General features: G+C 61.6%; 23 protein-coding genes and 1 tRNA gene. 11 read left to right on the top strand and 13 right to left on the bottom strand.

Features of this window, described 5'->3' with window-relative positions; all coding sequences use genetic code 11:
• Window positions 1–6: 6 nt before the first annotated feature.
• The 6 genes from CVS28_RS00730 to ssd form a co-directional block, all read right to left on the bottom strand.
• A complete protein-coding gene (locus CVS28_RS00730; protein ID WP_103480317.1) occupies window positions 7–363 on the bottom strand; it encodes an Rv3654c family TadE-like protein in 357 nt (118 codons plus the stop codon).
• Window positions 350–946: a TadE family type IV pilus minor pilin gene (locus CVS28_RS20050; protein WP_243399611.1), complete on the bottom strand. Its 597-nt coding sequence runs from the start codon at window positions 944–946 to the stop codon at window positions 350–352. The genes CVS28_RS00730 and CVS28_RS20050 overlap by 14 nt, the downstream gene beginning before the upstream one ends.
• A gap of 34 nt (window positions 947–980) precedes the next feature.
• On the bottom strand, window positions 981–1,286 hold the full coding sequence (locus CVS28_RS00720; RefSeq protein ID WP_103480316.1) for a DUF4244 domain-containing protein: 306 nt from the start codon (window positions 1,284–1,286) through the stop codon (window positions 981–983).
• Window positions 1,287–1,522: 236 nt separating this feature from the next.
• Window positions 1,523–2,161, bottom strand: a complete 639-nt coding sequence (locus CVS28_RS00715) for a type II secretion system F family protein (RefSeq protein ID WP_103480315.1) — start codon at window positions 2,159–2,161, stop codon at window positions 1,523–1,525.
• Between the two features lie 907 nt (window positions 2,162–3,068).
• Window positions 3,069–4,385 (bottom strand): TadA family conjugal transfer-associated ATPase, encoded by a 1,317-nt coding sequence (locus tag CVS28_RS00705; protein ID WP_103463819.1) that lies wholly within the window; start codon window positions 4,383–4,385, stop codon window positions 3,069–3,071.
• Entirely contained in the window at window positions 4,382–5,611 is a 1,230-nt protein-coding gene (ssd, locus tag CVS28_RS00700; protein ID WP_103480313.1) for a septum site-determining protein Ssd, read from the bottom strand. The genes CVS28_RS00705 and ssd overlap by 4 nt, the downstream gene beginning before the upstream one ends.
• A gap of 120 nt (window positions 5,612–5,731) precedes the next feature.
• Here ssd and CVS28_RS00695 point away from each other — a divergent pair, with 120 nt between their 5' ends.
• Both CVS28_RS00695 and CVS28_RS00690 read left to right on the top strand, forming a co-directional pair.
• Window positions 5,732–7,465, top strand: a complete 1,734-nt coding sequence (locus CVS28_RS00695) for a bifunctional 3'-5' exonuclease/DNA polymerase (RefSeq protein ID WP_103480312.1) — start codon at window positions 5,732–5,734, stop codon at window positions 7,463–7,465.
• A gap of 57 nt (window positions 7,466–7,522) precedes the next feature.
• On the top strand, window positions 7,523–9,214 hold the full coding sequence (locus CVS28_RS00690) for an amidohydrolase (protein WP_103480311.1): 1,692 nt from the start codon (window positions 7,523–7,525) through the stop codon (window positions 9,212–9,214).
• Here the strand turns inward: CVS28_RS00690 and CVS28_RS00685 are convergent.
• From CVS28_RS00685 to CVS28_RS00675, 3 genes are read right to left on the bottom strand one after another with little or no spacing between them, the layout of a single operon-like run.
• Window positions 9,211–9,906 carry an NUDIX hydrolase gene (locus CVS28_RS00685; RefSeq protein WP_423716370.1) on the bottom strand — a complete coding sequence of 232 codons (696 nt, stop codon included), beginning with the start codon at window positions 9,904–9,906 and terminating at the stop codon, window positions 9,211–9,213. The genes CVS28_RS00690 and CVS28_RS00685 overlap by 4 nt on opposite strands.
• Complete coding sequence (nth, locus tag CVS28_RS00680; protein ID WP_103463815.1) at window positions 9,903–10,709, bottom strand: endonuclease III; 807 nt, start codon at window positions 10,707–10,709, stop codon at window positions 9,903–9,905. The genes CVS28_RS00685 and nth overlap by 4 nt, the downstream gene beginning before the upstream one ends.
• Before the next feature lie 11 nt (window positions 10,710–10,720).
• A complete protein-coding gene (locus CVS28_RS00675) occupies window positions 10,721–12,073 on the bottom strand; it encodes a hypothetical protein (RefSeq protein ID WP_103480310.1) in 1,353 nt (450 codons plus the stop codon).
• A gap of 354 nt (window positions 12,074–12,427) precedes the next feature.
• Here CVS28_RS00675 and acs point away from each other — a divergent pair, with 354 nt between their 5' ends.
• Both acs and aroQ read left to right on the top strand, forming a co-directional pair.
• Window positions 12,428–14,404, top strand: a complete 1,977-nt coding sequence (acs, locus tag CVS28_RS00670) for an acetate--CoA ligase (RefSeq protein WP_103480309.1) — start codon at window positions 12,428–12,430, stop codon at window positions 14,402–14,404.
• 124 nt (window positions 14,405–14,528) lie between these two features.
• On the top strand, window positions 14,529–14,987 hold the full coding sequence (gene aroQ, locus CVS28_RS00665) for a type II 3-dehydroquinate dehydratase (RefSeq protein ID WP_103463812.1): 459 nt from the start codon (window positions 14,529–14,531) through the stop codon (window positions 14,985–14,987).
• A gap of 24 nt (window positions 14,988–15,011) precedes the next feature.
• On the opposite strand, the gene CVS28_RS00660 is transcribed toward aroQ, so the two are convergent.
• Window positions 15,012–16,196: a MarP family serine protease gene (locus CVS28_RS00660; protein ID WP_103480308.1), complete on the bottom strand. Its 1,185-nt coding sequence runs from the start codon at window positions 16,194–16,196 to the stop codon at window positions 15,012–15,014.
• Window positions 16,197–16,435: 239 nt separating this feature from the next.
• On the opposite strand from CVS28_RS00660, the gene CVS28_RS00655 reads away from it, so the two are divergent.
• Entirely contained in the window at window positions 16,436–17,113 is a 678-nt protein-coding gene (locus CVS28_RS00655; protein WP_103463810.1) for a Crp/Fnr family transcriptional regulator, read from the top strand.
• A 235-nt stretch (window positions 17,114–17,348) separates the two neighbouring features.
• Here CVS28_RS00655 and CVS28_RS00650 read toward each other — a convergent pair whose 3' ends face one another.
• Genes CVS28_RS00650 through sp36 form a run of 3 tightly spaced genes read right to left on the bottom strand, consistent with a single transcriptional unit; the run spans window position 17,349 to window position 18,914 of the window.
• Complete coding sequence (locus CVS28_RS00650; RefSeq protein ID WP_103480466.1) at window positions 17,349–18,248, bottom strand: NUDIX hydrolase; 900 nt, start codon at window positions 18,246–18,248, stop codon at window positions 17,349–17,351.
• 22 nt (window positions 18,249–18,270) lie between these two features.
• The gene (locus CVS28_RS00645; protein ID WP_103463809.1) at window positions 18,271–18,756 is read right to left on the bottom strand and encodes a RidA family protein; all 486 of its coding nucleotides are present in this window, start codon (window positions 18,754–18,756) and stop codon (window positions 18,271–18,273) included.
• A 2-nt stretch (window positions 18,757–18,758) separates the two neighbouring features.
• On the bottom strand, window positions 18,759–18,914 hold the full coding sequence (sp36, locus tag CVS28_RS19550; RefSeq protein WP_165788018.1) for a Sp36 family protein: 156 nt from the start codon (window positions 18,912–18,914) through the stop codon (window positions 18,759–18,761).
• 36 nt (window positions 18,915–18,950) lie between these two features.
• Between sp36 and CVS28_RS00640 the strand changes: the two genes are divergently transcribed.
• The 6 genes from CVS28_RS00640 to CVS28_RS00615 all read left to right on the top strand — a co-directional run bounded on the left by CVS28_RS00640 (window position 18,951) and on the right by CVS28_RS00615 (window position 25,523).
• Window positions 18,951–21,221, top strand: a complete 2,271-nt coding sequence (locus CVS28_RS00640) for a transglycosylase domain-containing protein (protein ID WP_103463808.1) — start codon at window positions 18,951–18,953, stop codon at window positions 21,219–21,221.
• Window positions 21,222–21,233: 12 nt separating this feature from the next.
• A complete protein-coding gene (locus CVS28_RS00635; protein ID WP_103463807.1) occupies window positions 21,234–22,184 on the top strand; it encodes a metallophosphoesterase in 951 nt (316 codons plus the stop codon).
• Between the two features lie 80 nt (window positions 22,185–22,264).
• Window positions 22,265–22,801 carry an META domain-containing protein gene (locus CVS28_RS00630; RefSeq protein ID WP_133159019.1) on the top strand — a complete coding sequence of 179 codons (537 nt, stop codon included), beginning with the start codon at window positions 22,265–22,267 and terminating at the stop codon, window positions 22,799–22,801.
• A 114-nt stretch (window positions 22,802–22,915) separates the two neighbouring features.
• Window positions 22,916–22,992, top strand: a tRNA-Pro gene (locus CVS28_RS00625).
• A 134-nt stretch (window positions 22,993–23,126) separates the two neighbouring features.
• Window positions 23,127–23,483, top strand: a complete 357-nt coding sequence (locus CVS28_RS00620) for a zinc ribbon domain-containing protein YjdM (protein WP_103464099.1) — start codon at window positions 23,127–23,129, stop codon at window positions 23,481–23,483.
• A gap of 33 nt (window positions 23,484–23,516) precedes the next feature.
• Window positions 23,517–25,523, top strand: coding sequence for a DUF6541 family protein (locus tag CVS28_RS00615; protein ID WP_103480306.1), 2,007 nt, complete (start codon window positions 23,517–23,519; stop codon window positions 25,521–25,523).
• Window positions 25,524–25,612: the final 89 nt, after the last annotated feature.

The raw sequence follows: 25,612 nt of genomic DNA, 5'->3' as shown, positions 1-25,612 counted from the left end.
CGCCAGTCACGGGGTTGCCGGCTCCGGAGGCGGCCCAGCCCTGGCCTGTCCGTGCGCTGGCCATGGCAGGGGTGCTTGGAAGGCCACTTTCACCTGGACTGAGCCAGTCCCCAAGAGCCTGCATTCCAATAATGTGGCGCCGTGGAGTGCCGACACTTCGGCAGCGATCTGGCAGGGAACGCCCGTGCTGAGCCCCCTGTACGCGTCAGCTGCAGCGAGGGCAGCCAAATCCGCTACTGTTGCAGCCTTCCCTGCTGCGGCGGCGGCTTGGCCCAGCCACAGCACCAAGGCAGTCAGCAAAAGTAGTGCCAGCGCCAGCGCCGCGGCCAACACAGTCCCGGCGCCTTCCTCACCCGTAGTCATGATGCCCACCCCACTGGCCAATGGTGGTGGCCGCGCACAGGGCTGCTGGACTGAACTGGCAATGAGGCGCCTTGACCCACCTCCACAATGATGTTTTCGAATCCATCGTTCCAGTCCCCCGCAGTGGCGCGGATGCCACGATGAGTTGTGTCAAAGCCATGGGCTCTGCCTTTTCAACTCTGGCACTAGCTTGGGCCGACTGCATCCAAGGAACCAGGCCTGACAGAACCCCGTCCACCTTCCCGTAAACAGTGACTGTGGCGTAGGCGCCGGAACTGCTCAGAGAAACGCTGGCCTGCTCCCCTGCCACCCGCGAAACGAGGTCAAGAACCAGGGCCGGAGAGTCACCGCGGGCCAGGGCCCTGGCGCCGGCCCTGGCTCCCTCTTCCAGCCGCAGCTGCAGCATGCCGGCGGATACGCCCAGCAGTAGCATCGCCAAAAGCGCTGTGATGGCTGGCAGGACCACCGCGATCTCCGCCGTCACGGATCCGCGCGTGGCCGTCATGGTGCTGCGACGTCCGCGCTTGGACCTGTGGGGCTGCGCACTGTGGGTCGTGCAGCGGTACGATGATGTCGATTGCATGGCCTTCGTCCCGGCTCTCCGATCTCGGTGGTGTCTAAAAACTCAGGGCCGCACGAATGATGTTGAGCAGGAACCCGCGCACTTCATCGCTTTTGAGAATTACCACCAACAGGCCGGCAAACCCTACTGCCGCCAGTGTGGCTATGGCGTATTCAGCTGTCGCCATCCCTGCTTCCAGGCTCCTGTGGGCCACATGTCTGCCCTCTGCCACCGGACGAATTCTGGTGTTCACGACAGGGCGATTCCTGATTGCTCCGGGAAAGATCTCACGAACGTTCTCGGCGACGAACGTGCCATCTGCGCCGAGGATCTGCCCCTGTGCGGATTCATTACTATTCATCTGAACTCCTTGATATTCCACAACTGCTGTCTGCAGTTTTTGATGCAAATACGTCTTTGAGCTCCGCCGCTGGCGTTGGGAACGTTCAGCGATGTGTGGGCTGGTAGCTCCAAGCCTGCTCCAGTCCCCACGCCCATAAAAGGGCACTTGTGCAATCCGTGGACTAACCCTTCACTGGCTGTGCCTGTGGATGAATGAAGCGGGCCTTCGCAGCCGATTCCTGGCGAACGTCCATGTCACAGGGCTGGAATCATGGCCATCACCACAGGCACCACACCCAAGGCGATGAAGGCTGGCAACGAGCAAAGTCCTAGTGGAACAACGAGTTTGACACCCAAGGCTGCTGCCCTCTTCTCAGCCTGGCGGCTGGCGGTTCGCCGGTACTGCTGCGCCTGGGCATGAAGCAGGGGCGCCGCCGCCGCTCCCGTCAATGCAGCAAAGCTGAGGGCAGTATGGATCTGGGCTACGTCAGGGCGCCCCATGTTTCCCTCCCACGCGTTGTGCCAGGACGCTCCAATCTCCAGTCCTGCCACCACACGCAGCAAACTCTCACGAATGTGCTCCGCCGAAACACCAGCAACCAGGCGCAGTGCGCCCGGCACTGTGAGCCCGGTATCCAGTGCTGTGCCTAGAAGTTCCAGCAGAAGCGGCACGTCCTCTATGCCGGCGGCCGGTTCATCGGACCCGCCGGGTTGTTGTCTTCGATGCTTGCGCCCGGCAACTCCGGGCACCAACTTTTTCGCCTGTGAATTCTGCCAAGTCGGACCTGAGGGATCATGATGACCCTGGGCACGCATCGCAGCCACGGAACTTTCCCCCCAGAGGCACCACGATGCCACCATGGAGAAGGCCAAAACCAGAATTGATCCCGTCATGGCAACCTGCGTATGCGGTGCTGGGATCCACCAGTTATGTTGGCGGTGCGAATTCTCCGAGCTGTGGGCGGAGCCGCCGCTGTGGCGATCATTTTGCTGGACCAAGCCCAACCTGCGAGCGCAAAAGTCACACCAACGGCGAGCACCGTCCAACCAATCGGCCCACCTAGGAGCGCCCCGAGGGGGTCCACCCCCATCGACATCCCGAGACCGAGCCCAATAAAAGGCAGCCAGCTCAACAGGCGCACCGTGGCTCGTGGGCCCGCCAGTGCGGTTTCCCGCAAGGCTGCTGCGTCTTGTTCGGCCTCGATGGCTGCAGCTAGCCGATTCAGAACTCCTGTCACGCCCGCACCGCTGGCCTCACACACCTCAAAACAGGCAGCCAGCTCCAACCAGGTTCTGTGCTGCTCAGCCGTCAGCGCAGCGCCCCGGGCTGTGGGATGCCCACGCTCATTGGCGAGTGCCGCTGTACAGGCCTCACGTATTGATGCAGATGCTGGCAGCCCCAAGGTGCTGGCCCGTTGCACGGCCAGGACCAACAAGATGGTCGCGTCAGCAGGCTGTGGTGGACCGTTGATCCGCAGTTGAGAAAGTGTAGGTGGTGCCTGCGAGGGACCCGTGGACCACAGGTTCCTTCCACTGCCCCCACGCTCGCTTGTTGCACCGTCAGCTCCCACTGTCAGCACGTGGCCTAGCGCTCCCCAGAGAACTGGTCCTGTCCTTCCAGCCGCCAACAGTGACGCCAATTGACGGACCAATCGCGGTAAATCCTCCGGCGGAGCGTGCTTGTTCCGAATACGGGGAATCTGGCGAGTTCTGCCCACGACCGGCGGCTTCCGCCAGGCGGAGGTGTCAAGAGTAAGGAGGATGCCGGCCGCGCACAGCAAGACCAGCATCAGTATTGCCCTCACGGTGGCACCACTCGTTGTGGTCCTGCGGGGGTTAACACGGACGGTACATCAAAGTTTTCGGTTATGCCCAGGCGCCCGGCAAGCGAGGGCCAGCCACTGCCTTGAACAAGTTGATCAGCCAGCTCCGGCCTAGTGACATCAGCTCGAGGCAGTGGTGTTGCCTGGACATGCAGAGTTAGCGCAGGCACCACGGTCAGCTGGCGGTCGCGGAGTTCCACCACAGCAATTTCTGCGGCAACCCTGCGTCCTTGGATTCTTTCAAGATGAATGATGACATCAAGGGCACTGGCGCCCTGCAAATACACTGCCTCAGGGCTCATGGATGCCAGGGCCCCCAGCGCCGTGAGCCGTGCGGGCACGTCACGGGCACTGTTTGCATGAATGGTGCCGCCGCCACCGCTGTGCCCGGTGTTCAGTGCCATGAGCAGTTCCCGGACTTCTCTGCCCCTGCATTCGCCCACTATCAAACGCCCGGGGTTCATGCGCAAGGCTTGACGCACCAACTCCGCCAAATCCACTGCTCCGGCACCCTCTGCGTTCTCGTGACGGGCTTCCAACGTCACCACGTGGGGATGCTCCGGCTCCAACTCGGCAGCATCTTCTATCAGGACAAGCCGTTCCTGTGCGGGGCACAGACCAAGGAGAGTTGTTAGCAATGTGGTTTTGCCGGCTCCTGTGGCCCCACTGATGAGGAAATTCAGCCGGCATTCAATGACCTTCTGCAGGACACGAGCCAGCCTCGGCTCCACGCTTCCCGTGGCCATCAACTCATCCAGGGTTAGAACAGTTTTGTGTTTCATGCGAATGGACAGCAGCGTTCCGGTGGCGGAGATGGGAGGCAGTACCGCATGAACCCGGTAACCGGAGGCAATCTTCACATCCACGCACGGGCTGCTTTCATCCAATCTGCGACCCCCGCTTGCCACGAGACGCACGGCCAACGAGCGCAGCTCCCCCTCATCGGAAAACCGGACCGCGACGCGTTCAGGGCCCATCCCGCGATCAAGCCACACGGAGTCCGGTGCATTGACAAAGATGTCGCTCACAGCAGGGTCCCTCACCAGCGCCTGCAAGGGGCCCAGGCCATTGAGTTCGGCCGTGATCCTGTCCATGGCCACCAAAGATCCTGCGGCACCGAGCAACCGCCCGCTTTCCCGCACGGCAGCTGCCACCTGAAGGTCCGTCACAGGCCCTGCGTGGGCCAGAACTGTCCTGCGAACCACGTCGAGCAGCTCAGCATCCACCAGCTCCGGCCCGGCGGAACTATCCCAGGGGTTCCGGGGGAAGTTCTCGTTGTGTGCTGACGCACTCATGACTGACTCCTGCCCCGGGACCGGCGGGCCAGACTTTTGTCCCCTGCCATCCACTCAAGCGCGCTGGCCACCAGCATCCGTACGCGCCGTCGTCGCAACAACTCTGGGAGTCGCTGCGAGTCCAACGCTGCAGCCACTCCCCGCAGGCGCGGAAACTCGCCCACCAACGGCAGGCCCATAGCATCGGCCACCATGGCCGCGTCGAGGCCCTCCGCCACCGGGCCACGGACCACCACGGCAACCGGCATGGGCGGCAGCGAGTCCATCATCGCCAGCGCAGCCGAAGCAGCCCGCGTTCTTGCCGGGACCACCACAAGCAGTCCATTGCAGTGAACTGCAAAAGTCCTGAAGGCCTCGGGTGTTCGGCCCACGTCAACCAAGACCAGACCAAATGCTCCCTGAGCCGCCCGCATTACTTCAGCCACCGCAGACTGCGCTTGAGGCGGGGCTTGGGGCCCTGCCGTCAGGGGTACCCGGGATTGGTGTGCGGCCACGGGCCGGCTCCCCGCTGAGGCAGGACCCCTCATAGCCACGGTGCCTTCTGTGTCCGGCCGCCCCGTTGAGTCCCACGAGAGGAACGTCAAGGGGCCAACGTGGGGAAGTGCGGCAGCCAGTTGTTCAGGATTGATGGATCCGGAAACGCCCAGCAGTTCCGGCCAGCGCAGCCCCGGAATATCCTGCGCAGACATGGCAGCGCTCAAATCTCCTCCCCACCTGTCACCATCGATCAACAGGGTTCGGGTACCGCGCGCAGCAGCTTCGGCAGCCACCAGCACTGCCAATGTTGAAGCACCTGCCCCGCCACAACCTCCCACAATGCCCACCACCCCAGCCCCCGGAGAGGGACTGTGCAGACACGCCAAGTAGTCGGCCAGCCACTGCGCTGAATCCGGCAAAATGGCTACCCTATCTGCCCCGAGCCGTGCTGCCTGGCGCCACATTTGCCCTGCATCGTGGGCAAACCCCACAACAACGGTTGGACCACGCCAACCGGCGAGTCCCACCTCAACAACCGAATCGACCAGTACCGCCGCAACATCATCCCACTGCACAGGCAACTGCTCCAGGTCCTGCCCAATCAGCAGCTCAACCGCGCCTGCCGCACTGACCCGCCCCACTTCACCCTGCAGTTCCGGCGTGGCCGACAGCAGCAGCACAGTGGTGTCGCGGCGTGGGAGCCAGGGGTCCCCCGCCTTCCCGCGGGGCAGGCTTTTGCTGCTTCTCATAGGACAACTGTGACCATGCAGCGCCTGGGTCTCCAGAGCCCAAGGACAGAATGTGGACAACGGGGCACCATAGGGTGGCTGTGGAGGAATTAAGCAATCCGCCAGTGGAGAATAGAAGCTATGTACGCATTGCTGGCCATAGCCCCCGACAGTCCCACTGTGGTGGTTCAGCTCAGGCACGACGACGGCACGCCCGCCGCCCCCGCCAGGGCCGTGTCCCGAACGGGTCTCGGCGAGCTGGTGCGCAACATTGAGCACGAGCACCGTCCCCGCTGGGTATGGGACCGGGCAGCGCATTGGTATCCGGAGCTGCTGGCAGCCAACGTTCGGGTTGAAAAGTGCCACGATTTGACCCTCTGCCAGAACATCTTGCTGCACTCAGAGTTTGCTGCGACAAGCGACTACCACCGGCAGTTCACCCCCGTACCACCGGAAAACGAGTCCCTCCAGCGAGGAATTTCCCGCGGCGGGATCAACACCGGCCAGGAAAGCTTGTTTGACGCACCCCCGGCCATTGCTGCCCACAGGGCGTGGGACTTGGACACCGTGGCAAAGGAACTTGGGGCCCAAAAGGCCGCCATTCATTCATCCACAAGCCCCTCCCGGCTCACACTTTTACTCAGTGCAGAATCTGCCGGCGCTTTAGTAGCTGCTGAGATGCAATATGAAGGTATCCCTTGGCGGGAAGACCTACATAGGAGGCTGCTGCATGAACTGCTCGGACCCGAACCCAGCATCCACACGCACCCGGAAAAAATGGAAGCCCTGGCAGGGGAACTGCGCACCGCCCTCAACGCACCATCACTGAATCCTGATTCTCCACAGGAGCTGATGCGGGCTCTGCACCGGGCCGGGATCGACGCCAAATCCACCAGAAGCTGGGAACTGATGGAGTTCAAGCACCCTGCCATCGAATCCCTGCTGGCATACCGAAAACTCAGCAGACTTTTCACCACGAATGGCTGGAACTGGCTCGAACAATGGGTTCATGACGGACGTTTCCACTCTGAATACGTGGTGGGTGGTGTGGTGTCCGGCCGCTGGGCATCCCGCGGTGGTGGTGCCATGCAGATCCCGGCACAGATCAGGGGCGCGGCCGTGGCCGATCCCGGCTACTCACTCATTGTGGCCGATGCTGCGCAATTGGAGCCCCGCGTGCTGGCAGCCCTGGCCCAGGACACGGCCATGGCAGCGGCGGGCCAGGACGACGCCGGGAACAACAAGGACTTGTATGCCGGAATTGCGGCGCAAGGATTTGGCGGCGACCGCAGCATGGCTAAAATTGCTTTGCTGGGCGCCATTTACGGCGCTACCTCCGGCGAATCGGGGCGCCTGGTGCCGCAATTGGCGCGCATGTATCCCCGCGCACTGGACTTTGTGGAACGGGCAGCCCGGGCCGGGGAACGTGGCGAACGCGTGAGTACCTACTTGGGCCGCAGCACCCCGCCCACCACCACCGAGTGGCACGACAGCCAGCGAAGCGACTCGGCCCAGGAGCAACGCAGGGCTGAATCGGCGGCCCGCTCCCGTGGCCGGTTTACCCGCAATTTTGTGGTTCAGGGGACGGCTGCGGAATGGGCCTGCTGCTGGTTGGCGGAATTACGACGCCGGTTGCGGGCTCTGCCGGCCGCCTCACCAACCGTCGGCGACAGTCCGGCGGGTGGGGGCGCACCGGCGTTGGTGTTCTTCCTCCACGATGAAGTCATGGTGCACTGCCCGGACGCCTTGGTGGAGGAAGTAACCCAGATTGTGCACGAGTCGTCCAGGGCCGCCACCGAACTGATCTTCGGCAAGATTCCGCTGGAGTTTCCCGTCAACGTCAGTGTTGTCCAGTGCTACGCTGACGCCAAGTGAATCAGGGTGGCTGTACGGCCACCCGCAACGGCAAAAGCAACCCGTGAGAGGCCCCGCATGAGCGATGCCCAGTCAACGCCCGCCACAGCACCGGCCGCACCCCTACTCCGGGCAGCCCGTGGCACGCATCCTGAACAAGTTTTTTGCAACGGCAGCATCCTCACCATGGACGGCCCGGCCCCCAAGTATGTGGAAGCGTTGGTCATCAGCGGCGGCACGATCGTTTTTGTTGGCGACGAATCGACGGCACGGGAGCGTTTCCCCGCCGCCGAACCACGTGATCTGGACGGGGCAGCCCTGCTCCCCGGGTTCATTGACGCGCACAGTCACTTTTCTGCAGCTTTTGACCTTGCCGACAGGGTGAACGTGGGCCCGCCATCCCTGGGCCACTGCACTGACATTGCCACAGTTCTGCAAACACTGGAGGCGTTCAGGGTCAGCCGCAGCATTGGCCCCGGCGAGTGGCTCATCGGTTATGGCTACGACCAGGAGGCCCTGACCGAAAACCGGCACATCACTGTCAACGACTTGGACGCGCTCTTCCCCGACGCCCTGGTCATGTTGGTGCACGTTTCCAGCCACGGCGCCGTCTTGAATTCGGCGGCCCTGCAGTGGGCGGGCATCAATGCCACCACGCAAACGCCCAGCGGCGGTGTCATCGCCCGGCTGCCAGGATCGCAGGACCCGGCGGGGCTGCTCATGGAAACGGCGTATATGAACCTCGTGGTGAGCAAGCTGCCGGTTCTCAGCCCGGGGGACAAGCTTCGCCTGCTCGACGCCGCCCAACAGGACTATGCCTCGCAGGGGTACACCCACGCCCAGGACGGTTTCGTCACTGTGGCCGATCTGGATCTCTACCAATCGGCGGCAGCTGGCGGGCTGCTCTATTTGGACATCGCAGTTCTGGGCTCATTCATGGAAGCGCCCCAATGGTTGGGCAATCCAAAGTACCCCACGGGAAGTTACAGTGACGGATTCAAGATCGCCGGACTGAAAGTTTTGCAGGACGGTTCACCCCAGGGCCGCACAGCGTATATGCGAAGTCCGTACCTGACGGGCGGTTTGGACGGCCAGGCGGATTGGTGCGGAGAGCCCATGATGCCGTTCGAGTCCTTCGCTGCGCTCGTGCAAGGCACCCTCATGCACGGCGTCCAGCTGTACACCCACGTCAACGGCGACGCCGCCATCGACCAGCTCATCCGGGCCGTGGAACAAACAGGAACCACAGCTGCCGACGACTTGCGGACGGTAGCCATCCATTCACAATTCCAGCACCCGGAACAACTGGCGGACTACGTGCGGCTCGGCATCACGCCAAGCTATTTCACCAACCACACATTCTTCTGGGGCGATGTGCACCGCGCCAACACGGGCGAGGGCCGGGCAGCGTTCATCAGTCCCCTCAAATCTGCTCTGGAAAAGGGGTTAGTCGTGTCCAATCACAGCGATTTCCCGGTGACAGCCCTGAACCCGTTCTTCATGATTTTCACCGCCACGAACCGCACCACCCGGTCCGGGAACATTCTTGGCCCGCACGAGCGGGTCAGCGGCTACCAGGCACTGCGGGCCCTCACCACCGGACCGGCCTTCCAACTCTTCGAGGAGCACAGAAAAGGTATGTTGAAAGTTGGCATGCTGGCTGATCTGGTGATGCTCGACGTCGATCCGCTGACGGCAGTTGCCGACGCGGTCAAGGACATTCAGGTGTTGGAAACCATCAAGGAAGACGTGACTGTTTTCAGGCGCTAGATGGGGGCAGGAATTTCGCGGTTTTCATCCCACGGCACTGCCCAGCCCAATTCCTGGAAAACATACGTGAGGATGCCCGCGGTGAACCCCCACACCACCACGCCGTTCACCACAAAAGCGGGTCCCTTGTAGGGAAACCTGCCTCGTTTCAAGACTGCACTGACCCGGTTCTCCGGATCCAGCAGATCCCGCACCGGCACCCGGAAAACCTGCGCTGACTCACCATAGTCAACAACATCCACAGGCGATTGTCGCGCCCACCATCCCACCACCGGTGTCACCAAGAAATTACTGACGGGCAAGGGCACCTCGGGCAGCATGCCCAATACTTCAACCCCTGTCGGGTCAAGACCAGTCTCTTCTTCGGCTTCGCGCAACGCGGCAGCCACGATGGTGGCGTCCGTTCGATCCACTCCGCCACCGGGAAAAGCCACCTGGCCGGGGTGATCGCTGAGCGTGTGTGCGCGTTCAATCAGCAGTACGCCCAAATCGGCCGACACCAACGGCTTTGTTGAGGTGGCTGGTACGTCATCCAAAGCACCAAAGAGCATCAGCACAGCCGCTTGCCGGGCGGAGTCCCTGTCCATGGCTGGTTGCCACAACGACGGCCGTCCGGCCCTCAAGGCTGCCGGCAACGCGGCCGTGGCTGCTGCTTTTTCGGCCAGCGCCGCCAGATCCGCGTAGGCACTCACAGCTTTGATTCCGAATCCCGAGCAGCGCGCTGGAACTCTTGCCTGTACTGCGCGGCCATATCCACATCGGCAAGCATGCGCGCCAACAGATCCTCGGCTCCGGCAGCAAGCTCATATTTGAGCAGTTTGGCAGCCTTTACAGGGTCAACTTCGCCATCTCCATAGGCGGGGCACAAGTGCGCGATCGGGCAGGCTCCGCAGGCGGGTTTGCGGGCGTGGCAAATGCGTCTGCCGTGAAAAACCACACGGTGCGAGAGCATTGTCCAGTCTTTGGGCTCGAACAAGGCAGCCACATCGGCTTCGATCCGCACGGGATCGCTGGATTCGGTCCAGCCAAATCGCCGGGCCAACCGCATGAAATGCGTATCCACGGTGATGCCAGGAACGCCAAATGCATTGCCCAGCACTACGTTGGCGGTTTTTCGTCCCACTCCCGGCAACGTAACCAGGGCTTCCAGGGAACCTGGCACCACGCCGTCGTACTCATCGACAAGGCGCGTGGCCAGCGCGAGCAGGTTCGCTGCCTTGGCCCGGAAGAATCCCGTGGGCCGGATCAGCTCTTCCAGGTCCACGCTGTGGGCCTGGGCCAGCGCCAACGGGTCCGGGTAGCGGGCAAACAGTGCCGGGGTGACGGCATTGACGCGGACATCGGTGGTTTGCGCCGAGAGCACGGTGGCCACCAGCAGCTCAAACGGGTTGCGGAAATCCAGTTCTGCGTGCGCATAGGGGTATAGCTGCGCCAGTTCGCGGTTGATTTTCCGGGCCCGGCGTTTGAGTGCCAGCGTCGATTCCTTTGCCACCATTTCGTTGAGAACTACTGGCTGTCCGAGGCCCGCTCAATGCCCACCAGGTCAAGCAAAATGCCTGTCTTGCCGTGGCTGTCCTGGACCAGAAAACTGCTTCCGCGGTCTTCCAGTGCCAAGATCCACGAGCCGGGTGTCAGCTTGAAAACAAACTGGCGGGTCTTCTCATCAATCACGTTCTGGGGACGGTCAACGGCAAACCAGAAGGGATCAGACACCACGGGGGCGGCGCTGGCCTTGGGGTTTACGGTGGCGGCGATGCTCTCCTTGACGGGAGTAGCGACGGGGGCAGGTGCCGAGGAAACCGCTGCCGGCTCGGCCACCTGGGGGTTCAGCGTGGTCGCGGGTGCTTCCGCGGACTGATCCGCCACGGTGTTCGCAGCGGCGCTCTGACTGCTGGCCTGGGCGGCCGAATGAGCGGAGGTGGCCGCGGCAGCTTGCGCGGCCGGCTGGGCGGTTGTGGGCTGCGCCGTTGTGTGCGCAGTTGTGTGGACTGTCGACTGGGCAGCCGGGGCAGTGCTGCCCGCGGCCGCGATCGTTGCGGACTGGGCAGCTGCGGTGGCTGCAGGTGCCGCGTCGGCCACGGTTTGGGCAGCGGCGCCAGCAGTTGCACCAGCAGCTCCGACGCCTGCTGCAGGGGTTTCCTTGGCGGGGGTGAAAATCTGGCCGGCTGCCGTGTGCCCTGCTGCTGCTTGCGGGGCGTTCCACGCGTGGGGCTGCGAGGTGGTGTGAGCACCGACAGCTGCGACTCCAGCCACAACGCCTGCGGCCGCACCGCTGTTCGAGCGTGAAGCTGCAACGTCATGGGTGGCAACCACGGTCTTGGCGGCCGAGGCGCGCGCAACGGCGGGAACGGCGTCGCGCGCTGCAACATGCGCAGGAACTTCAGGCCGGCCGGCAAAATCCGAGGCCAGCATGGGGATCCACTGTGCGCAAACAGTAGCCGTGAGCAGCACCAGCGAACCCACCAGGCCCAGCAAGTAAGCGATACCGAAGGTGGTTACGGTTCCGGTGAAGAAGAAGAACGTGGCGAAACATGCCACAACAGAAGCAAATTGGTCAATGGACAGCGAACCAATGCGGATCTTGACCGCAGGGCTCAGCCGGCGGACCAGGAACAGAGCGCCCACAGCCAGCGGCAGGATGACGCCGACGCCAATGTAGAACAGTCCAGCAGCATTCCACAGGTTGAAGGTTCCGGCGATGGTGACAATAATCGGCACCAGTGAGGCGATGAAAATTAGTGCAACGGATCCCAGCACTGCCAGGTCGCGAATGGTCAAGGGGCCGGCTACAGCAGTGCTGACCGTTGCCACGCCGGGGCCTGTGGTGGCCGGCGCCGATGGCGTTTGTTGCTCTGTCATGGTCTTACTCCTAAATGTCACGATTACTCCCAAGCCTAGTTACCGCAGAGGGCCAACACTAGCGAGCCACAGCAATACCGGGTAGTAATACACCACACGGGGAGAACTGCCCATGCCTTGGTGCATCGCCGGGTCACGTGCAGTTGAGCGCAGAATCGACCCCACTGGCCCCATTCGACTGTGACGGCAGACACGTTTTAAGCTGGAAAGCGCTACAGTGAAAGCAGGACGACAACTTCTGTCCCTGGCACCCAATCTGCGTAAAGCCATCAGCCCTGTCAAGGAGCTGCGGCGCACTGCGCCATGATTGGCGCTGCCTGGGATGTTAGCTAAGTAGGAATGAAGGGATATTAGATGTCTGAGGTCACCTCACCCGCGGTACACGAGTCCGGGGACGCACTGGAAAATCTCCTCACCGAGAGCCGCCAGTTTCCGCCCAGCGCGGAATTCGCCGCCAACTCCATCGTCAAAGCCGACGAATACGATGCCGCCAACGCTGACCGCCCCGCTTTCTGGGGCAAGCAGGCCCGCGAACTGCTTTCCTGGTCCAAACCGTTTACCAAGACCTTGGACTGGAGCAACCCGCCGTTCGCCACCTGGTTCGAGGACGGCGAAATCAATGCCGCCTACAACGCCCTGGACCGCCATGTGGAAGCCGGCAACGGTGACCGCGTCGCCATCCACTTTGAGGGCGAGCCCGGCGATACCCGCACGTACACCTACGCGCAGCTCACGGAAGAGGTCAAGAAGGCAGCCAACGCGTTTGAGGCGCTTGGCCTGGCCAAGGGCGACCGCGTAGCCGTCTACCTTCCCATGATTCCCGAAGCAGTCATCACGCTGCTGGCCTGTGCCCGCATTGGCGCCATCCATTCGGTGGTGTTCGGCGGCTTCTCGGCCGACGCCCTGCGCTCACGCATAGACGACGCCGAGGCCAAGTTGGTTGTCACGGCCGACGGCACCTTCCGCCGCGGCAAGCCCAGCGCGTTGAAGCCTGCCGTGGATGAGGCGTTGGCAGCACCCGGGCACTCCGTGGAGAACGTCGTGGTGGTTAAGCGCAACGGCCAGGACGTCAACTGGGTTGAAGGCCGCGATCAGTGGTGGGACGACACTGTAGGTACAGCCTCCACCGAGCACACCGCCGTCGGACATGCCGCCGAGCACCCGCTGTTTATCCTCTACACCTCCGGCACCACGGGCAAGCCCAAGGGCATCCTGCACACCACCGGCGGCTACCTCACCCAGACCGCGTACACCCACCGCGCCGTGTTTGACCTGCACCCGGAAACGGATGTTTTCTGGTGCACGGCCGACGTCGGATGGGTCACCGGCCACTCCTACGTCACCTACGCGCCGCTCATCAATGGCGCCACGCAGGTCATGTACGAGGGCACCCCGGACTCCCCGCACCAGGGCCGCTTCTGGGAAATTGTTCAAAAGTACAAGGTCTCCATCCTGTATACGGCACCCACGGCCATCCGCACGTTCATGAAGTGGGGCGAGGACATCCCCGCCAAGTACGACCTCTCCTCGATCCGCCTGCTCGGATCCGTGGGCGAGCCCATCAACCCGGAGGCGTGGATGTGGTACCGCCGCGTCATTGGCGGCAATAACGCCCCCATCGTGGACACCTGGTGGCAGACCGAAACCGGCGCCATCATGATTGCCCCGCTGCCCGGGGTCACCAGCGCTAAGCCCGGATCCGCCCAGGTCCCCATGCCCGGCATCGCCGTGGACGTGGTGGATGAGCTCGGGGCTTCCGTGCCGCACGGGCATGGCGGCTATCTGGTGATCCGTGAGCCGTGGCCTTCCATGCTGCGCGGGATTTGGGGCGACAACGAACGCTACAAGGAAACCTACTGGTCCCGCTTTGACGGCATGTATTTCGCCGGTGACGGCGCCAAATGGGATGACGACGGCGACATTTGGCTTCTGGGCCGCGTTGATGACGTCATGAACATTTCCGGGCACCGCCTCTCCACCACGGAGATCGAGTCTGCTTTGGTCAGCCACCCCTCGGTGGCCGAGGCAGCCGTGGTGGGCGCAGCTGATGAGACCACCGGCCAGGCCGTGGTGGCGTTTGTGATCCTGCGCGGCTCTGCCGTGGAAGACGCTGACATTGTCACCACCTTGCGCAACCATGTGGGCAAGGAAATTGGCCCGATCGCCAAGCCCAAGACCATCCTGGTGGTGCCCGAACTGCCCAAGACCCGTTCCGGGAAGATCATGCGCCGCCTGCTCAAGGATGTGGCCGAAGGCCGCGCCGTGGGTGACTCCTCAACCCTGGCTGACAACACAGTCATGAACCAGATTGCCGAGTCCCTGCGCGCCTAGCTTCTTCACAACTGACCCGCAGAAAACGACGAAAAATCGCTATTTTGACGTGATTTTCGGCGTTTTCTGCGGGTCAGTTGCTTAAGTCGGAAGGGTGGCTGCTCCGGTGGGGCATTATTAACCCATGACCTCAACCACTGCAGCGGACCGCGGCGCACTGCTGATCCTCAACGGCCCCAATCTGAACCTTCTGGGCACCCGCGAACCGGAGATTTACGGCTCAGCCACGCTGGCCGACGTCGAACTTCTCGCCACCGAGGCGGCCACGGCTGCCGGGTTCAGTGCAAGCTGCGTGCAGTCCAACCATGAGGGTGTTTTGCTGGATGCCATTCACGCAGCCCGGGGAACGGCTGTGGGGATCATCATCAATGCCGGCGCGTACACGCACACCTCAGTGGCGCTGCGGGACGCGATTGCCGCCGTCGAACTCCCCACCGTGGAGGTGCACATCTCCAACGTGCACCAGCGCGAGGAGTTCAGGCACCACTCCTACCTGTCAGCCGTGTGCGGCACAGTCATTGTTGGCGCTGGCATTCACGGCTACGAGCTTGCGGTGAGCTACCTAGACAAAACCCTGAATTAGAGGCCTAGAAGGGCCGCTAACCCGTCAACCGACCTTGCAGGACCCTGCGGACACGGCACTGTTGAGCTGGGGCGCGGCCGCGATCACAGGTCCGGCTTCTTCCATGGTCAAGGCGAAGCCAATGTTGTTTTGCGTGGTGGCTTTCGCGAAGATGACGCCCACAACGCGGCCATCGCTATCCAGCAAGGGCCCGCCGGAGTTGCCTGACTGGACGTTGCCAGCCAGCTGGTACACGTTCAGGAGGGATTTTTGCCCGCCGGTGATGTCCGGAACCATCATGGGTCCGGAGGACAGCACAGTGGCCGGGCGCACTTGCAAGGGCCCGCCCAGCGGGTAGCCCGCAAACGCCGCAGCCGTGTTGCTGGGTGCCGTTCCTGCCGCGGGCAGTGGCGCAGCGTCCAACGAGTCCACGGCCAGAATTGCCAGATCCTTCACAGGGTCAAAGAACACCACGCGGGCAGGCAGAACACCTTGGGTCTGGGTTTGCACCACCGGCCGCGCAACGCCGGCAACCACGTGTGCGTTGGTCAACACCCGTCCGGGCGAGACCACAAATCCCGTGCCCGTCTGGTTTTGTCCACACTGGAATGCTGTCCCGGAAATCTTCATGACTGAGGTGGCCGCGTTGTTCCAGGCCGCTGTATTCGTGTCGGCATTGGGTGCCGCAACCTGAACATTGGGTCCGGCCGGGTTCAACAGCGCGGGGATCCCCTCATCCAAAACCAGGGAGCGAATTTGGGCGGCAGCCGCCTTGACCGGATCTGGTGTCCAGGCCTCAATTCTGGAGATGACTTTCGAGTCGCTCAGTTGCTTGGAGACGGCCGGGATACCCAGGTTGGACACGCTAAATGCCAGCATCGATATGACTAGTGCGGCGACAAAAACGTTAAGCACGCCACCCAAAAGCCTGTTGACAGTCCTGATGGAGTCCGATTTCACACGCCGGCCAATGGCCCGGCCAAGGCGCATCCCCAATGCATGGCCACTGGCTATCAGCACCACGGTGGCACCCAACACCATGGCGGTACGCCAACCGGGGCTGGGCGCGAATTGGTTGACGAAGGGCGCAGCAAAGAACGCCGCCACGGCGCCTGCCACAAACCCTGCAAGGCCGCCCAGTCCCACTACAAGCCCGGTTTTCAGGCCGTAGATCAACTGCCACAACAGCCACAGGATCAGCACCGCATCTAGCCAGGAAAAACCAAACACCTATGAGCAGAGCTCCTCGCGGGCTGGGCCCGCCATCATCAAAGTTCGGGCACAGAACGTGTCCCGACTGGACATATTACCGGGGCAAGCCGAGCGATCCCTGAGCTTTCGCACGTCTCAATCTGCCAATATGCTGTCAACGAACGTCTTGAATGCCAAATTGGTCACAAAAACAGAAAAGTTCTGAAACAATCAATATTAGGTCAGAACTGATTAGCTACATACTGCAAGGAGATTTCATGGACATCGAGGTACTACGCCGGGCACCCCTTTTCGCTACGCTCGACGACGAGGCATTCCGCCTTTTGACGGACGAACTGGCTGAGGTGGATCTCTCTCGCGGCGCATCTGTCTTCCGTGAAGGCGACCAAGGCGATCAGCTGTACTTCATCGTTTCGGGCAAGGTGAAGCTGGGACGCACTTCCTCCGATGGTCGCGAGTCCCTGGTTGCCATCTTGGGCCCGGGCGAGCTCTTTGGCGAAATGGCACTCTTCGATCCGGCACCCCGCAGCACCACTGCAACAGCCGTTTCTGAGACTCGCCTGGCCGGGTTGAAGAACGAATCCCTGAACAATCTGCTGCGCAACCGCCCCGAGGTCTCCATGCAGTTGCTGCAGGCCCTGGCCCGCCGCCTGCGCCGCACCAACGACAACCTCTCCGACTTGGTCTTCTCCGATGTTCCCGGGCGTGTTGCCAAGGCCATTCTGGACCTGGCAGACCGCTTTGGCCGACCGGCCACCGACGGCATCTTGGTAGCCCACGAGCTCACCCAGGAAGAGTTGGCCCAGCTGGTCGGCGCTTCTCGCGAAACAGTCAACAAGGCCCTGGCCGAATTTGTCCAGCGTGGCTGGCTCCGTCTGGAAGCCCGCGCAGTTGTCATCTTGGACGTCAACCGTCTGCGCCAGCGCAGCCGGTAGTCCCCACCGCCGGCCCGATAAATCGCTGACGCGATTTCCCGGGAACCTGGCGAGCGTGGGCCCACCCGCAAAAAGCACGGGCCCGGCCACCTAATTAGGTGGCCGGGCCCGTGCTTTTTTGTCACGAGAACCGCTCGTGGACGCGAATGCTGACCTTAGCCGCAAAAGAGCCTGTGTAACCATGCATCTCGCGGCTAGGGTCAGCACAGCCGTCAGAAGCAGTGAACCCGTGCCGTTACCGCTCGCGGCAGGCGCCGCCTTCGGACGCTGTTAACACTTCCAGGCAAAACGCCTCAGGGTCCTCGCCAATGAGCCGCGGCTGGTATTCATTGATGGGGCGCTTGTGGTTCAAATATGCAATGCACCCGCGCGCCGCGGCAATTTTCTCCAGAATGATTTCCACACCGGGCACCACCAGCTCACCGAGCGTCAGCCCAACGGTCAGCGGCTGGCCCACTTCATCACCCAGGGCAGTGGTTTCACGATCCGCCAAAATATCCCCGGCACTTGCCCATCGTCCCCACACACCCTTGCTGGTGAGCAGTGACGCCTGCTGGTTGATGGGTGTGGCAGCGGCAAAGTATCGGGTGTCAAAGCGCCTGTGAGCAAAATCCGGGCTCAACCAGTGACTCAGCGGCTTGAGCAGATCCGTGCGCAACGCCAATCCGTACCGCTCCAGCAAGGCAGCGAAAGTGGTTTCCTGCCCGGCAATGGACTCGCGGGCGCGCATCCATTCGGGTCCGGAAATGTTTTCCACGAGGCTCGACGCATCCGGACCGGCCAACAATATGCCGGTCTCCTCGAACGTTTCGCGAATGGCAGCCACCACGTGACGCTTGGCCAGGCCTATGTCTGCCGTGCCCAGGCTCTTGGCCCACACTGTGGGCGAGGGGCCCACCCAGTCGGTGACGTCGTCGTCCGCGGCCTCAATGGTGCCGCCAGGAAACGCAACCGCACCCAGCGGAGATCCCCCGGGGCGGTACGTCAAAAAAGTTTGCAAACCGCTGGGGCTGTCCTTCAACAGCACCACCGACGACGCCGGCCGCGGCTTGCTGGGCGTGCGGGCACCAAATTCCACCCATGTCTGCGCAGCTTCCCGCTGGTCTGCACTCAGCGGGAAACGGCGCTTGCCCATGGGCCGCGCACCCACGGGACTGTTACTGGAATTCGGCAATCAGCTCAACCTCAACAGGAGAATCCAAGGGCAAAACGGAAACTCCGACGGCGGAACGTGCGTGAACTCCGGCGTCGCCGAATACTTCGCCCAGAAGTTCGGAGGCGCCGTTGATGACACCTGGCTGGCCTGTGAAAGATGGGTCCGAGGCAACAAAGCCAACAACTTTAACAATCCGGGTCACCCGGTCCAGGTCACCAATGACGTTTTTGAGCGCCGCAATGGCGTTGATGGCACACGTGGCGGCCATGGACTTTGCGTCCTCAGCTGAAACCTCGGCTCCGACCTTGCCCGTAGCTGTGAGTTTGCCGCCAATAAATGGGAGCTGCCCGGAGGTGTAAACGTGGTTGCCGGAGATGACGGCTGGCACATACACAGCTACAGGGGGGACCACCGGGGGAAGGGTCAAACCCAGCTCGGTCAGGCGTGCCTCAATGCGCGAGGATCCGTGGTTTGATGCGGTTTCCACGGTTACGCCTTCTCTCGTTTAAGGTAGGCCACCAAGCCCCTGCCGTCAGGTCCGGGAACAACCTGGACAAGCTCCCAGCCGTCGTCTCCCCAGCTGTCCAGGATCGCCTTGGTGTTGTGGATAATCAGCGGAATCGTAGAGTACTCCCATTTGGTCATACGTCAAAGAGTATCCCCTGCCGGTAAACTGAGAAAATGGCAGCAAAAAAACACCCCATTTTCGATACCGCCACCACTCTAGGCAAATTGGTCGCCTTCCTGGGCGTCAGCACCATTTGTGGTGTCCTGGTGGCCGGACTCATGGTTCCGGCTGTGGCACTGGCGGGCACAACCACCACCTCATCCATCTCTTTCTTTGATGATCTCCCGGATGAGATGACTGTTGGCACCCCCGCCCTGTCCTCGAAGATTCTTGCTGCCGACGGGTCCGTCATTGCGACTTTCTACGATCAAAACCGTACCGAGGTGGCTCTGGAGAACATTTCCCCGTTCATGAAGAACGCGGTGATTGCTGTTGAAGACGCCCGCTACTACGAGCACGGGGGCATTGACACCCGTGGTTTGATCCGTGCCGTTACCTCCATGGCCCAGGGCGGTGGACGCCAGGGCGCCTCCACCATCACCCAGCAGTACGTGAACAACGTCATCATTCAGACCTACGCTGCCAATGGCGAGAATGACAAGATCAAGCTCGGCTCTGACAAGGGTATCGGCGAGAAAGTGCGCGAGATCAAGCTCGCCATCTCCATGGAGAAGAAATATTCCAAGGACGAAATCCTGCAGGGCTACCTGAACTGGGTGCTTTACGCCAACGGCAACTTCGGCATTGAATCAGCTGCATCCTTCTACTTTGGTGTCCACGCAAAGGATCTCACCTTGCCGCAGTCGGCTCTCCTGGCTGGCGTGGTGAACAGCCCCACCGTTTACGACCCAGTGGCGAACCCCGAGGCCGCAGTTGGCCGCCGCAATTTGGTGCTGGCACACATGCTGGACCAGGGCATGATCGATCAAAAGCAACATGACGAAGCAGTTGCGTCACCCATTGGCCTGAACATCCAGGAGAACCGTCTGGGCTGCACAACGGCCGTCCGTGCTGAGTACTTCTGCGAGTACGTCACCAACCTGATCTCCAATGATCCCGCCTACGGAAAAACTGTGGAGGACCGCGAAAAGCTGCTGCTCCAGGGTGGACTGGCAATCACCACCACACTGGATCCGGGGTTGCAGGATGCTGCACAGGCCCAGCTGCAGAACTTCACACCCATGGAAAACAACCCTGACAGGGTAGGTCAGAGCCTGGTCACAGTGCAGCCTGGCAGCGGCAAGATCCTAGCCATGGCCCAAAACACCAAGCTGGCTCCGCCGGAAGGCCAATGGAAAACCGACTACAACTTCAACGTTGACCGCCTCGACGCCAACGGCAATTCGCTGGGCGGCTCGGGCGGATTTGATGTGGGTTCAACCATCAAGCCCTTTACCTTTGCCGAGTGGCTGAATTCAGGCCACAAGATCAACGAAATTGTCAATGCCTCGGTCCGCAAGTACCCGGCTGGCTTCCAATGGAACAACTCGTGTGGTTCCACGGGCGGAATCTACGACTCCAACAATCCTGACGCCGCGGATGACCTCCAGAATGCAGAAGAAGGCTGGTACCGGAACTTGACGGCGCGTGAGGGCCTCTACAACTCCCTGAACACTGCCACCTTTGCCACAGCCGCAAAACTTGACATCTGCAACATCCAGAAAATGATGACAGCAACGGGAATCCACAATGGTGAGGACCCTAAGCAGCCGTACAATCTGGAGAACGTCAGCTCACTCCTGGGCTCAGGCGAAGTGGCACCGGTGATCATGGCCTCTGCCTTTGCCACCTTTGCTTCCGGCGGCGTCCACTGCGATCCCATTGCCTTGGTTTCAATTTCCAATGCCAAGGGAGATAAGTTCCCGGTACCCTCCGCCAATTGCAAGCAGACGGTAAAGCCTGAAGTTGCCGCAGGCGTCAACTCGGTGCTGGGTGAAGTGCTGGTCCGCGGTTCCGGCTACCAGATTCCGCTGCAGTTCAAGCCCGCAGATCCGCTGCAATACAACTCCGCTGCCAAGACCGGTACCACCAATGACTCCCAGCAAACCTGGACCACGGGCTACACCAAGGGTCTGGTGACCACCTCATGGGTGGGCAGTCCTGAGGAGAAGAACCGTTCCAACAACGGATTGCTGATCGCCAACCAGCGCATCAGCTATGTGGATGGTGCCACCTACGCTGGCAAGGCGTGGCAGGGGTACATGAATCAGGTTGCCGGGTTCTTTGACGTGAGCAGCTTTACACCCCCGCCGGCCAGCATGGTCAACGCCCCCGTGACCGTTGCACCCCAGCCAGCTGCGCCCAAGCCCGCAACGCCAAACTCCGGCGGCTCCGACAAGCCGGCAGACGAAAAACCTGCCGACAACAAAGACAAGAAAGACTAGAGCACGGCTCAGATGTCACGTACACGTACAGCCGGATCCAGCCTCTCCGCGTTGGGAGCAGCGGCGGGGCTCGCCGTAGCCACGGGTGTGGGCGCTGTGGCGTATGGTGCCTTGATTGAGCGCAACTGGTTTGCGATCCGGGAAGAGCGGCTTGCGATTCTGCCGCCAGGTGCAGCGCCTTTCACGGTGCTGCACCTCTCAGACATCCATCTCTCCCCGGGTCAGCACAAGAAGACGCGCTGGTTGAGGGAACTCGCCGCAATTCAACCGGACCTTGTGGTCAATACGGGGGACAACCTCAGCCATCCTGCGGCCATTGCCCCGTTGCTGGAGGCTTTGGGTCCGCTCATGGAGTTTCCTGGCGTCTTTGTGCCCGGTTCCAATGACTACTTCGCGTCGACCTTCAGGAACCCTTTTGCGTACTTTGCCGGGCCGTCCAAGCTTCCCGCTGGAAAAAACCGTGAGCCTGTAGCCCTGGACACCGACGCACTCCATACCGGCTTCGGTTTGGGCGGTTGGGTAAATCTGACCAATAGGGCGCAGTCCATCCCGTTCAACGGTATTCGCTTTGACTTCAGCGGCGTGGATGATCCGCACCTCAATCGCGAACGCTACGCCGGTTGGCCGCGAGGTTCCGTCACCCAAGACAACGCCCCGCACGTGAAAATTGCCGTGGTCCATGCCCCGTATCAACGTGTTTTGGACCATTTCACTGGCGAAGGTGCCGACCTGATCCTGGCCGGACACACCCATGGCGGACAGGTTTGCCTGCCCGGGTACGGCGCCTTGGTCACTAATTGCGATCTGCCCACGTGGCGCGCCAAGGGCCTCAATGACTGGGACGCCCACGGCTTGAGGAGCCCCGTCAACGTCTCAGCCGGCATTGGCACGTCCCGCACAGCACCTTTCCGCTTTGCCTGCCGCCCCGAGGCTGTTGTCCTGACGTTGACAGCCAAAGAGTGACTGCCAAGGATTGACGGCGAAGAACCGACAGCCATAGAGTGGCAACACTCAACGCCGTTATCAATCTTTGGGGACCCGCAGTGAAAAGACATCTGTTTCTTCTGGGAGCAGCGCTGTTGTTGTTGAGCGCCTGCGGCACCACTCCCGGTTCTGGGGGTGGCTCCGGCGGGGCCGCCGGCACAACATCGGATGCCACCGACGTTTCCACGCAGACGCCCGCCCAATGCGCGCCAGTAGCGGGCGGCATTCCCCGCTCGGTGAAGGACTTTGACTGCCTGAACCTCAGCTCAGTGAGCGGCAGTGACTCCACTGGCGAGTTGGCATGGCTGGGCAACGACCCGTTTACTGTGATGACCATGCCTCGAGACGGCGGCGTATCGTTCTCCTCCAAAACTCCCTGCAACACTCTCATGGGCCAAGTTGAAGTCAGCGACACACAATTTGTGGTGGGCTCCAATCTGGCCATGACGATGATGGCTTGCCAGAGCCCCCAAAGTGATTACGAAAAGTGGGTGGTCAAGTTCTTCTCCACACCACTGGACTACACCTTGAACGCGGACTCTCTGATCCTGAGCAACACGGTTGGGACAGTTACTTTCAAGCCCGCAGGCTCCTAGCTGCGGAGCCGCTATGCTCGGCCCAACACCACGATTTCGCGATCACGGCCCCTGTCCGCTATTCTTGAGAGGTTGCTTTTTCAGACCTTCACAGGTCCGGGAAGAGTGGCGGATCGGGGTGTGGCGCAGCTTGGTAGCGCGCGTCGTTCGGGACGACGAGGCCGCAGGTTCAAATCCTGTCACCCCGACCAAATCACAGCAGCGGTATCCACTTCGGATGCCGCTGCTGTTGTTTTATCCCCTGAGGCCGCCATCCCGGGCGCACAGGCACCAACGGGCAGCGGCTCCCAGCTGGCAAGGAGCCGCAACGGCTAAGATGGATCGCATGAGTGAGATTCTTCCCCCCTGCCCTGTCTGCGCCAGCGAATACAGCTACGAGATGGGTGAACTGCTGGTCTGCCCAGAGTGCGCCCACGAGTGGTCTCCGGTGGAGGACGGCAACTCGGAAGAGGCTGCGCAGGAAACTGTGGTGAAGGACGCCGTGGGCAACATCTTGATCGACGGCGACACTGTCAGCATCGTGAAAACCATGAAGATCAAGGGCAGCCCCCAGGACCTGAAGATCGGCACAAAAGTACGCAACATTCGCCTGATTTCCCCTGTCAATGGGCATGACATCGACGCCAAAGTAGACGGTTTTGGCCCCATGAAACTCAAGTCCAGCGTAGTCAAAAAGGTCTAGTCCAGCCCAACTTTTTTTAGACAGGATGTTTGGGTGAGTTCATGGTTTGAAGCGCTGCCGGCCTTTGTCGTGGCGTTGTTGATGCTCGCCCTGCCCGGCGGCGCAGTTCTACTGGCTCTGCGGGTGCGCGGTCTCATGGCGCTCTGTTTGGCCCCTGCAGTGTCGGTGTCCGTCATTGGCGTCAGCGCCGTGGTGGCTCCGCTGATCCATTTGCCCTGGAACGTGGCGGTGGTGCTCTTGGGTACCGCCGTCGCCGCTGGAGCCGGCTGGATGGCCAGGCGCTTCATCCCAGCCCTCAGCGCTGTCTCGCCTGCGCACTCCCCTGCGCAGGACCATAAGGCCAACACGGGGGTCGGCGCAGCAGCCGCAGGCGTTCTCGTTGCACTGGCGATGACGACGGCGATTCTGACGCTCGTTGCCAGCAACCCCGAACAGTTCACGCAGGGCTACGACTCCGTCTTTCACCTCAACGCCACAGCGTATGCCGCGGAAACCTCCAACGCGTCTTCCTTCGCCATTTCCGGGTTCATCCTGCCCACTGTGAAGACAGTTTTTTATCCCGGTGCCTGGCATGGGCTGGCGAGCCTGCTGGCCATTGTCACCGGTGTCAGCATCCCCGCGGCAACAAACATCATGTGGTTGGCAGTGGCGGGCGTGGTGTGGCCACTGAGCTGCGTCTTTTTGACTCGCGTGCTCTTTGGCACGGGGCGCACACTGCTCATTTCGGCAGCCGTTCTGGCGGCTGCCTTCCCCGCCTTTCCATGGCTTTTGCTGCAGTACGGTTCCGCGTACCCCAACGCGCTTTCCAATGCCTTGGTTCCCTTGGGGATTGGCTTGGTGTTGTTGATTATCAGGCCGTCAGCTCACACGGGCCTGCATCCCGCCCAAGCCTTGGCGGTGGTGGTGCTGTTCATGCCGGGGGCCGTCATGGCCCAACCAAACGGAATTTTCAGTATCTTGCTGGTCTTGACTCCGCTCTTGGCCTACCTGATTTTCGCGTGGCTGCGCACTGGCTTTAGACGTTCACGACGTCACGGCTGGAACCGTTTGGGCCTACTCATCCTGGTCACCGCCGTGGCAGCCGCCGCCATGCTGGCCGTACCGCAAATCCGCAGTCTTTTTGGCTACACCAGCCCGGCATTCCTGTTCTTTCCGCTGGCCCTGCTGCGAAACTTCACCCATGCACCGGCCCCCATCTGGTTCCCGGCCCTGGCACTGACGGCCCTGGTCCTGCTGGGTGTGCGCGCCGGATTCCGCAGCCCCGGGCTGAAGTGGCTGGCACCGGCACTCGTTTTGGTGGCTTTCACCTACCCTCTGGCCACCGGCACCAATGCCAGCCTGGCCAACATTGTCATGGCTCCCTGGTGGGACAACCCGGAACGCATTGCCGCCCTCATGCCATTGCTTGCTGTGCCGCTGGCGGCTCTGGGCATGGTCAAGCTGGTGGAATGGCTGATCGGCAGATTCCCAACATTCTTCATCCGCACTGGCTTGCGGGAGACCAAGGGCAGGGCGACGACGGCGGCCGTTCTCGTCGTCGTGCTTGCCTTCTCCAACCCGGGCCTGTGGCAAATCAGGGACCAGGTGGGCGTGATGTACCGCGTCCCCGCCGAGCCTGATGGTCTGGCGCAGGTGGACGCCCATGAGTTGGCGTTGATTCACAGGCTCGGAAATTACACCACCAAAAACGACGTCATCGCCAATAATCCTTACAACGGATCGGCCTTGGCCATGGCGCTGGCGGGGAGTCGAATGCTGTTTCCGTATAGCTCGCAGGGGGATTTGAACCCCGATCTTTACACGCTGCGTTTTTGGCTCAACCGTGTGGGCAGCGATCAAGAAGTATGCTCGGCCGCGAAACGCCAGGGCGTCACGCATCTGCTGGATTTTGGCACCGACTACATCCCTGCGTTTAACGATCCGCGTTCGCTCTATCCTGGAATCACGCTGGCACCCGATTCCGATGCCTTCACCCTGGTGGCCAGCGAAGGGCACGCCAGACTGTACAAGATGACACTTTGCGGCGGAGTACCTATCTAGAAGGACAGCAGCAGCCACTTTTTGACACTTTTGTCATGTTTTCCGCTCCGTTCCATTGTTGACGCCGTAGAGTGTAGCCAACGGTGGCA

Origin of the sequence: Arthrobacter glacialis (assembly GCF_002909415.1) — a bacterium.
In the GTDB taxonomy this organism is placed as follows: Bacteria; Actinomycetota; Actinomycetes; order Actinomycetales; family Micrococcaceae; genus Specibacter; species Specibacter glacialis.
The sequence above is the reverse complement of the archived record's forward strand: the minus strand, read 5'-3'. Positions and strand labels throughout refer to the sequence as shown.

What these genes read in the sequence shown, in the direction of transcription:
- CVS28_RS00730 (WP_103480317.1), bottom strand. Translation starts at nt 363, where the DNA reads ATGACTACGGGTGAGGAAGGCGCCGGGACTGTGTTGGCCGCGGCGCTG.
- CVS28_RS20050 (WP_243399611.1), bottom strand. Translation starts at nt 946, where the DNA reads ATGCAATCGACATCATCGTACCGCTGCACGACCCACAGTGCGCAGCCC.
- CVS28_RS00720 (WP_103480316.1), bottom strand. Translation starts at nt 1,286, where the DNA reads ATGAATAGTAATGAATCCGCACAGGGGCAGATCCTCGGCGCAGATGGC.
- CVS28_RS00715 (WP_103480315.1), bottom strand. Translation starts at nt 2,161, where the DNA reads ATGACGGGATCAATTCTGGTTTTGGCCTTCTCCATGGTGGCATCGTGG.
- CVS28_RS00705 (WP_103463819.1), bottom strand. Translation starts at nt 4,385, where the DNA reads ATGAGTGCGTCAGCACACAACGAGAACTTCCCCCGGAACCCCTGGGAT.
- ssd (WP_103480313.1), bottom strand. Translation starts at nt 5,611, where the DNA reads ATGAGAAGCAGCAAAAGCCTGCCCCGCGGGAAGGCGGGGGACCCCTGG.
- CVS28_RS00695 (WP_103480312.1), top strand. Translation starts at nt 5,732, where the DNA reads ATGTACGCATTGCTGGCCATAGCCCCCGACAGTCCCACTGTGGTGGTT.
- CVS28_RS00690 (WP_103480311.1), top strand. Translation starts at nt 7,523, where the DNA reads ATGAGCGATGCCCAGTCAACGCCCGCCACAGCACCGGCCGCACCCCTA.
- nth (WP_103463815.1), bottom strand. Translation starts at nt 10,709, where the DNA reads ATGGTGGCAAAGGAATCGACGCTGGCACTCAAACGCCGGGCCCGGAAA.
- CVS28_RS00675 (WP_103480310.1), bottom strand. Translation starts at nt 12,073, where the DNA reads ATGACAGAGCAACAAACGCCATCGGCGCCGGCCACCACAGGCCCCGGC.
- acs (WP_103480309.1), top strand. Translation starts at nt 12,428, where the DNA reads ATGTCTGAGGTCACCTCACCCGCGGTACACGAGTCCGGGGACGCACTG.
- aroQ (WP_103463812.1), top strand. Translation starts at nt 14,529, where the DNA reads ATGACCTCAACCACTGCAGCGGACCGCGGCGCACTGCTGATCCTCAAC.
- CVS28_RS00655 (WP_103463810.1), top strand. Translation starts at nt 16,436, where the DNA reads ATGGACATCGAGGTACTACGCCGGGCACCCCTTTTCGCTACGCTCGAC.
- CVS28_RS00650 (WP_103480466.1), bottom strand. Translation starts at nt 18,248, where the DNA reads ATGGGCAAGCGCCGTTTCCCGCTGAGTGCAGACCAGCGGGAAGCTGCG.
- sp36 (WP_165788018.1), bottom strand. Translation starts at nt 18,914, where the DNA reads ATGACCAAATGGGAGTACTCTACGATTCCGCTGATTATCCACAACACC.
- CVS28_RS00640 (WP_103463808.1), top strand. Translation starts at nt 18,951, where the DNA reads ATGGCAGCAAAAAAACACCCCATTTTCGATACCGCCACCACTCTAGGC.
- CVS28_RS00635 (WP_103463807.1), top strand. Translation starts at nt 21,234, where the DNA reads ATGTCACGTACACGTACAGCCGGATCCAGCCTCTCCGCGTTGGGAGCA.
- CVS28_RS00620 (WP_103464099.1), top strand. Translation starts at nt 23,127, where the DNA reads ATGAGTGAGATTCTTCCCCCCTGCCCTGTCTGCGCCAGCGAATACAGC.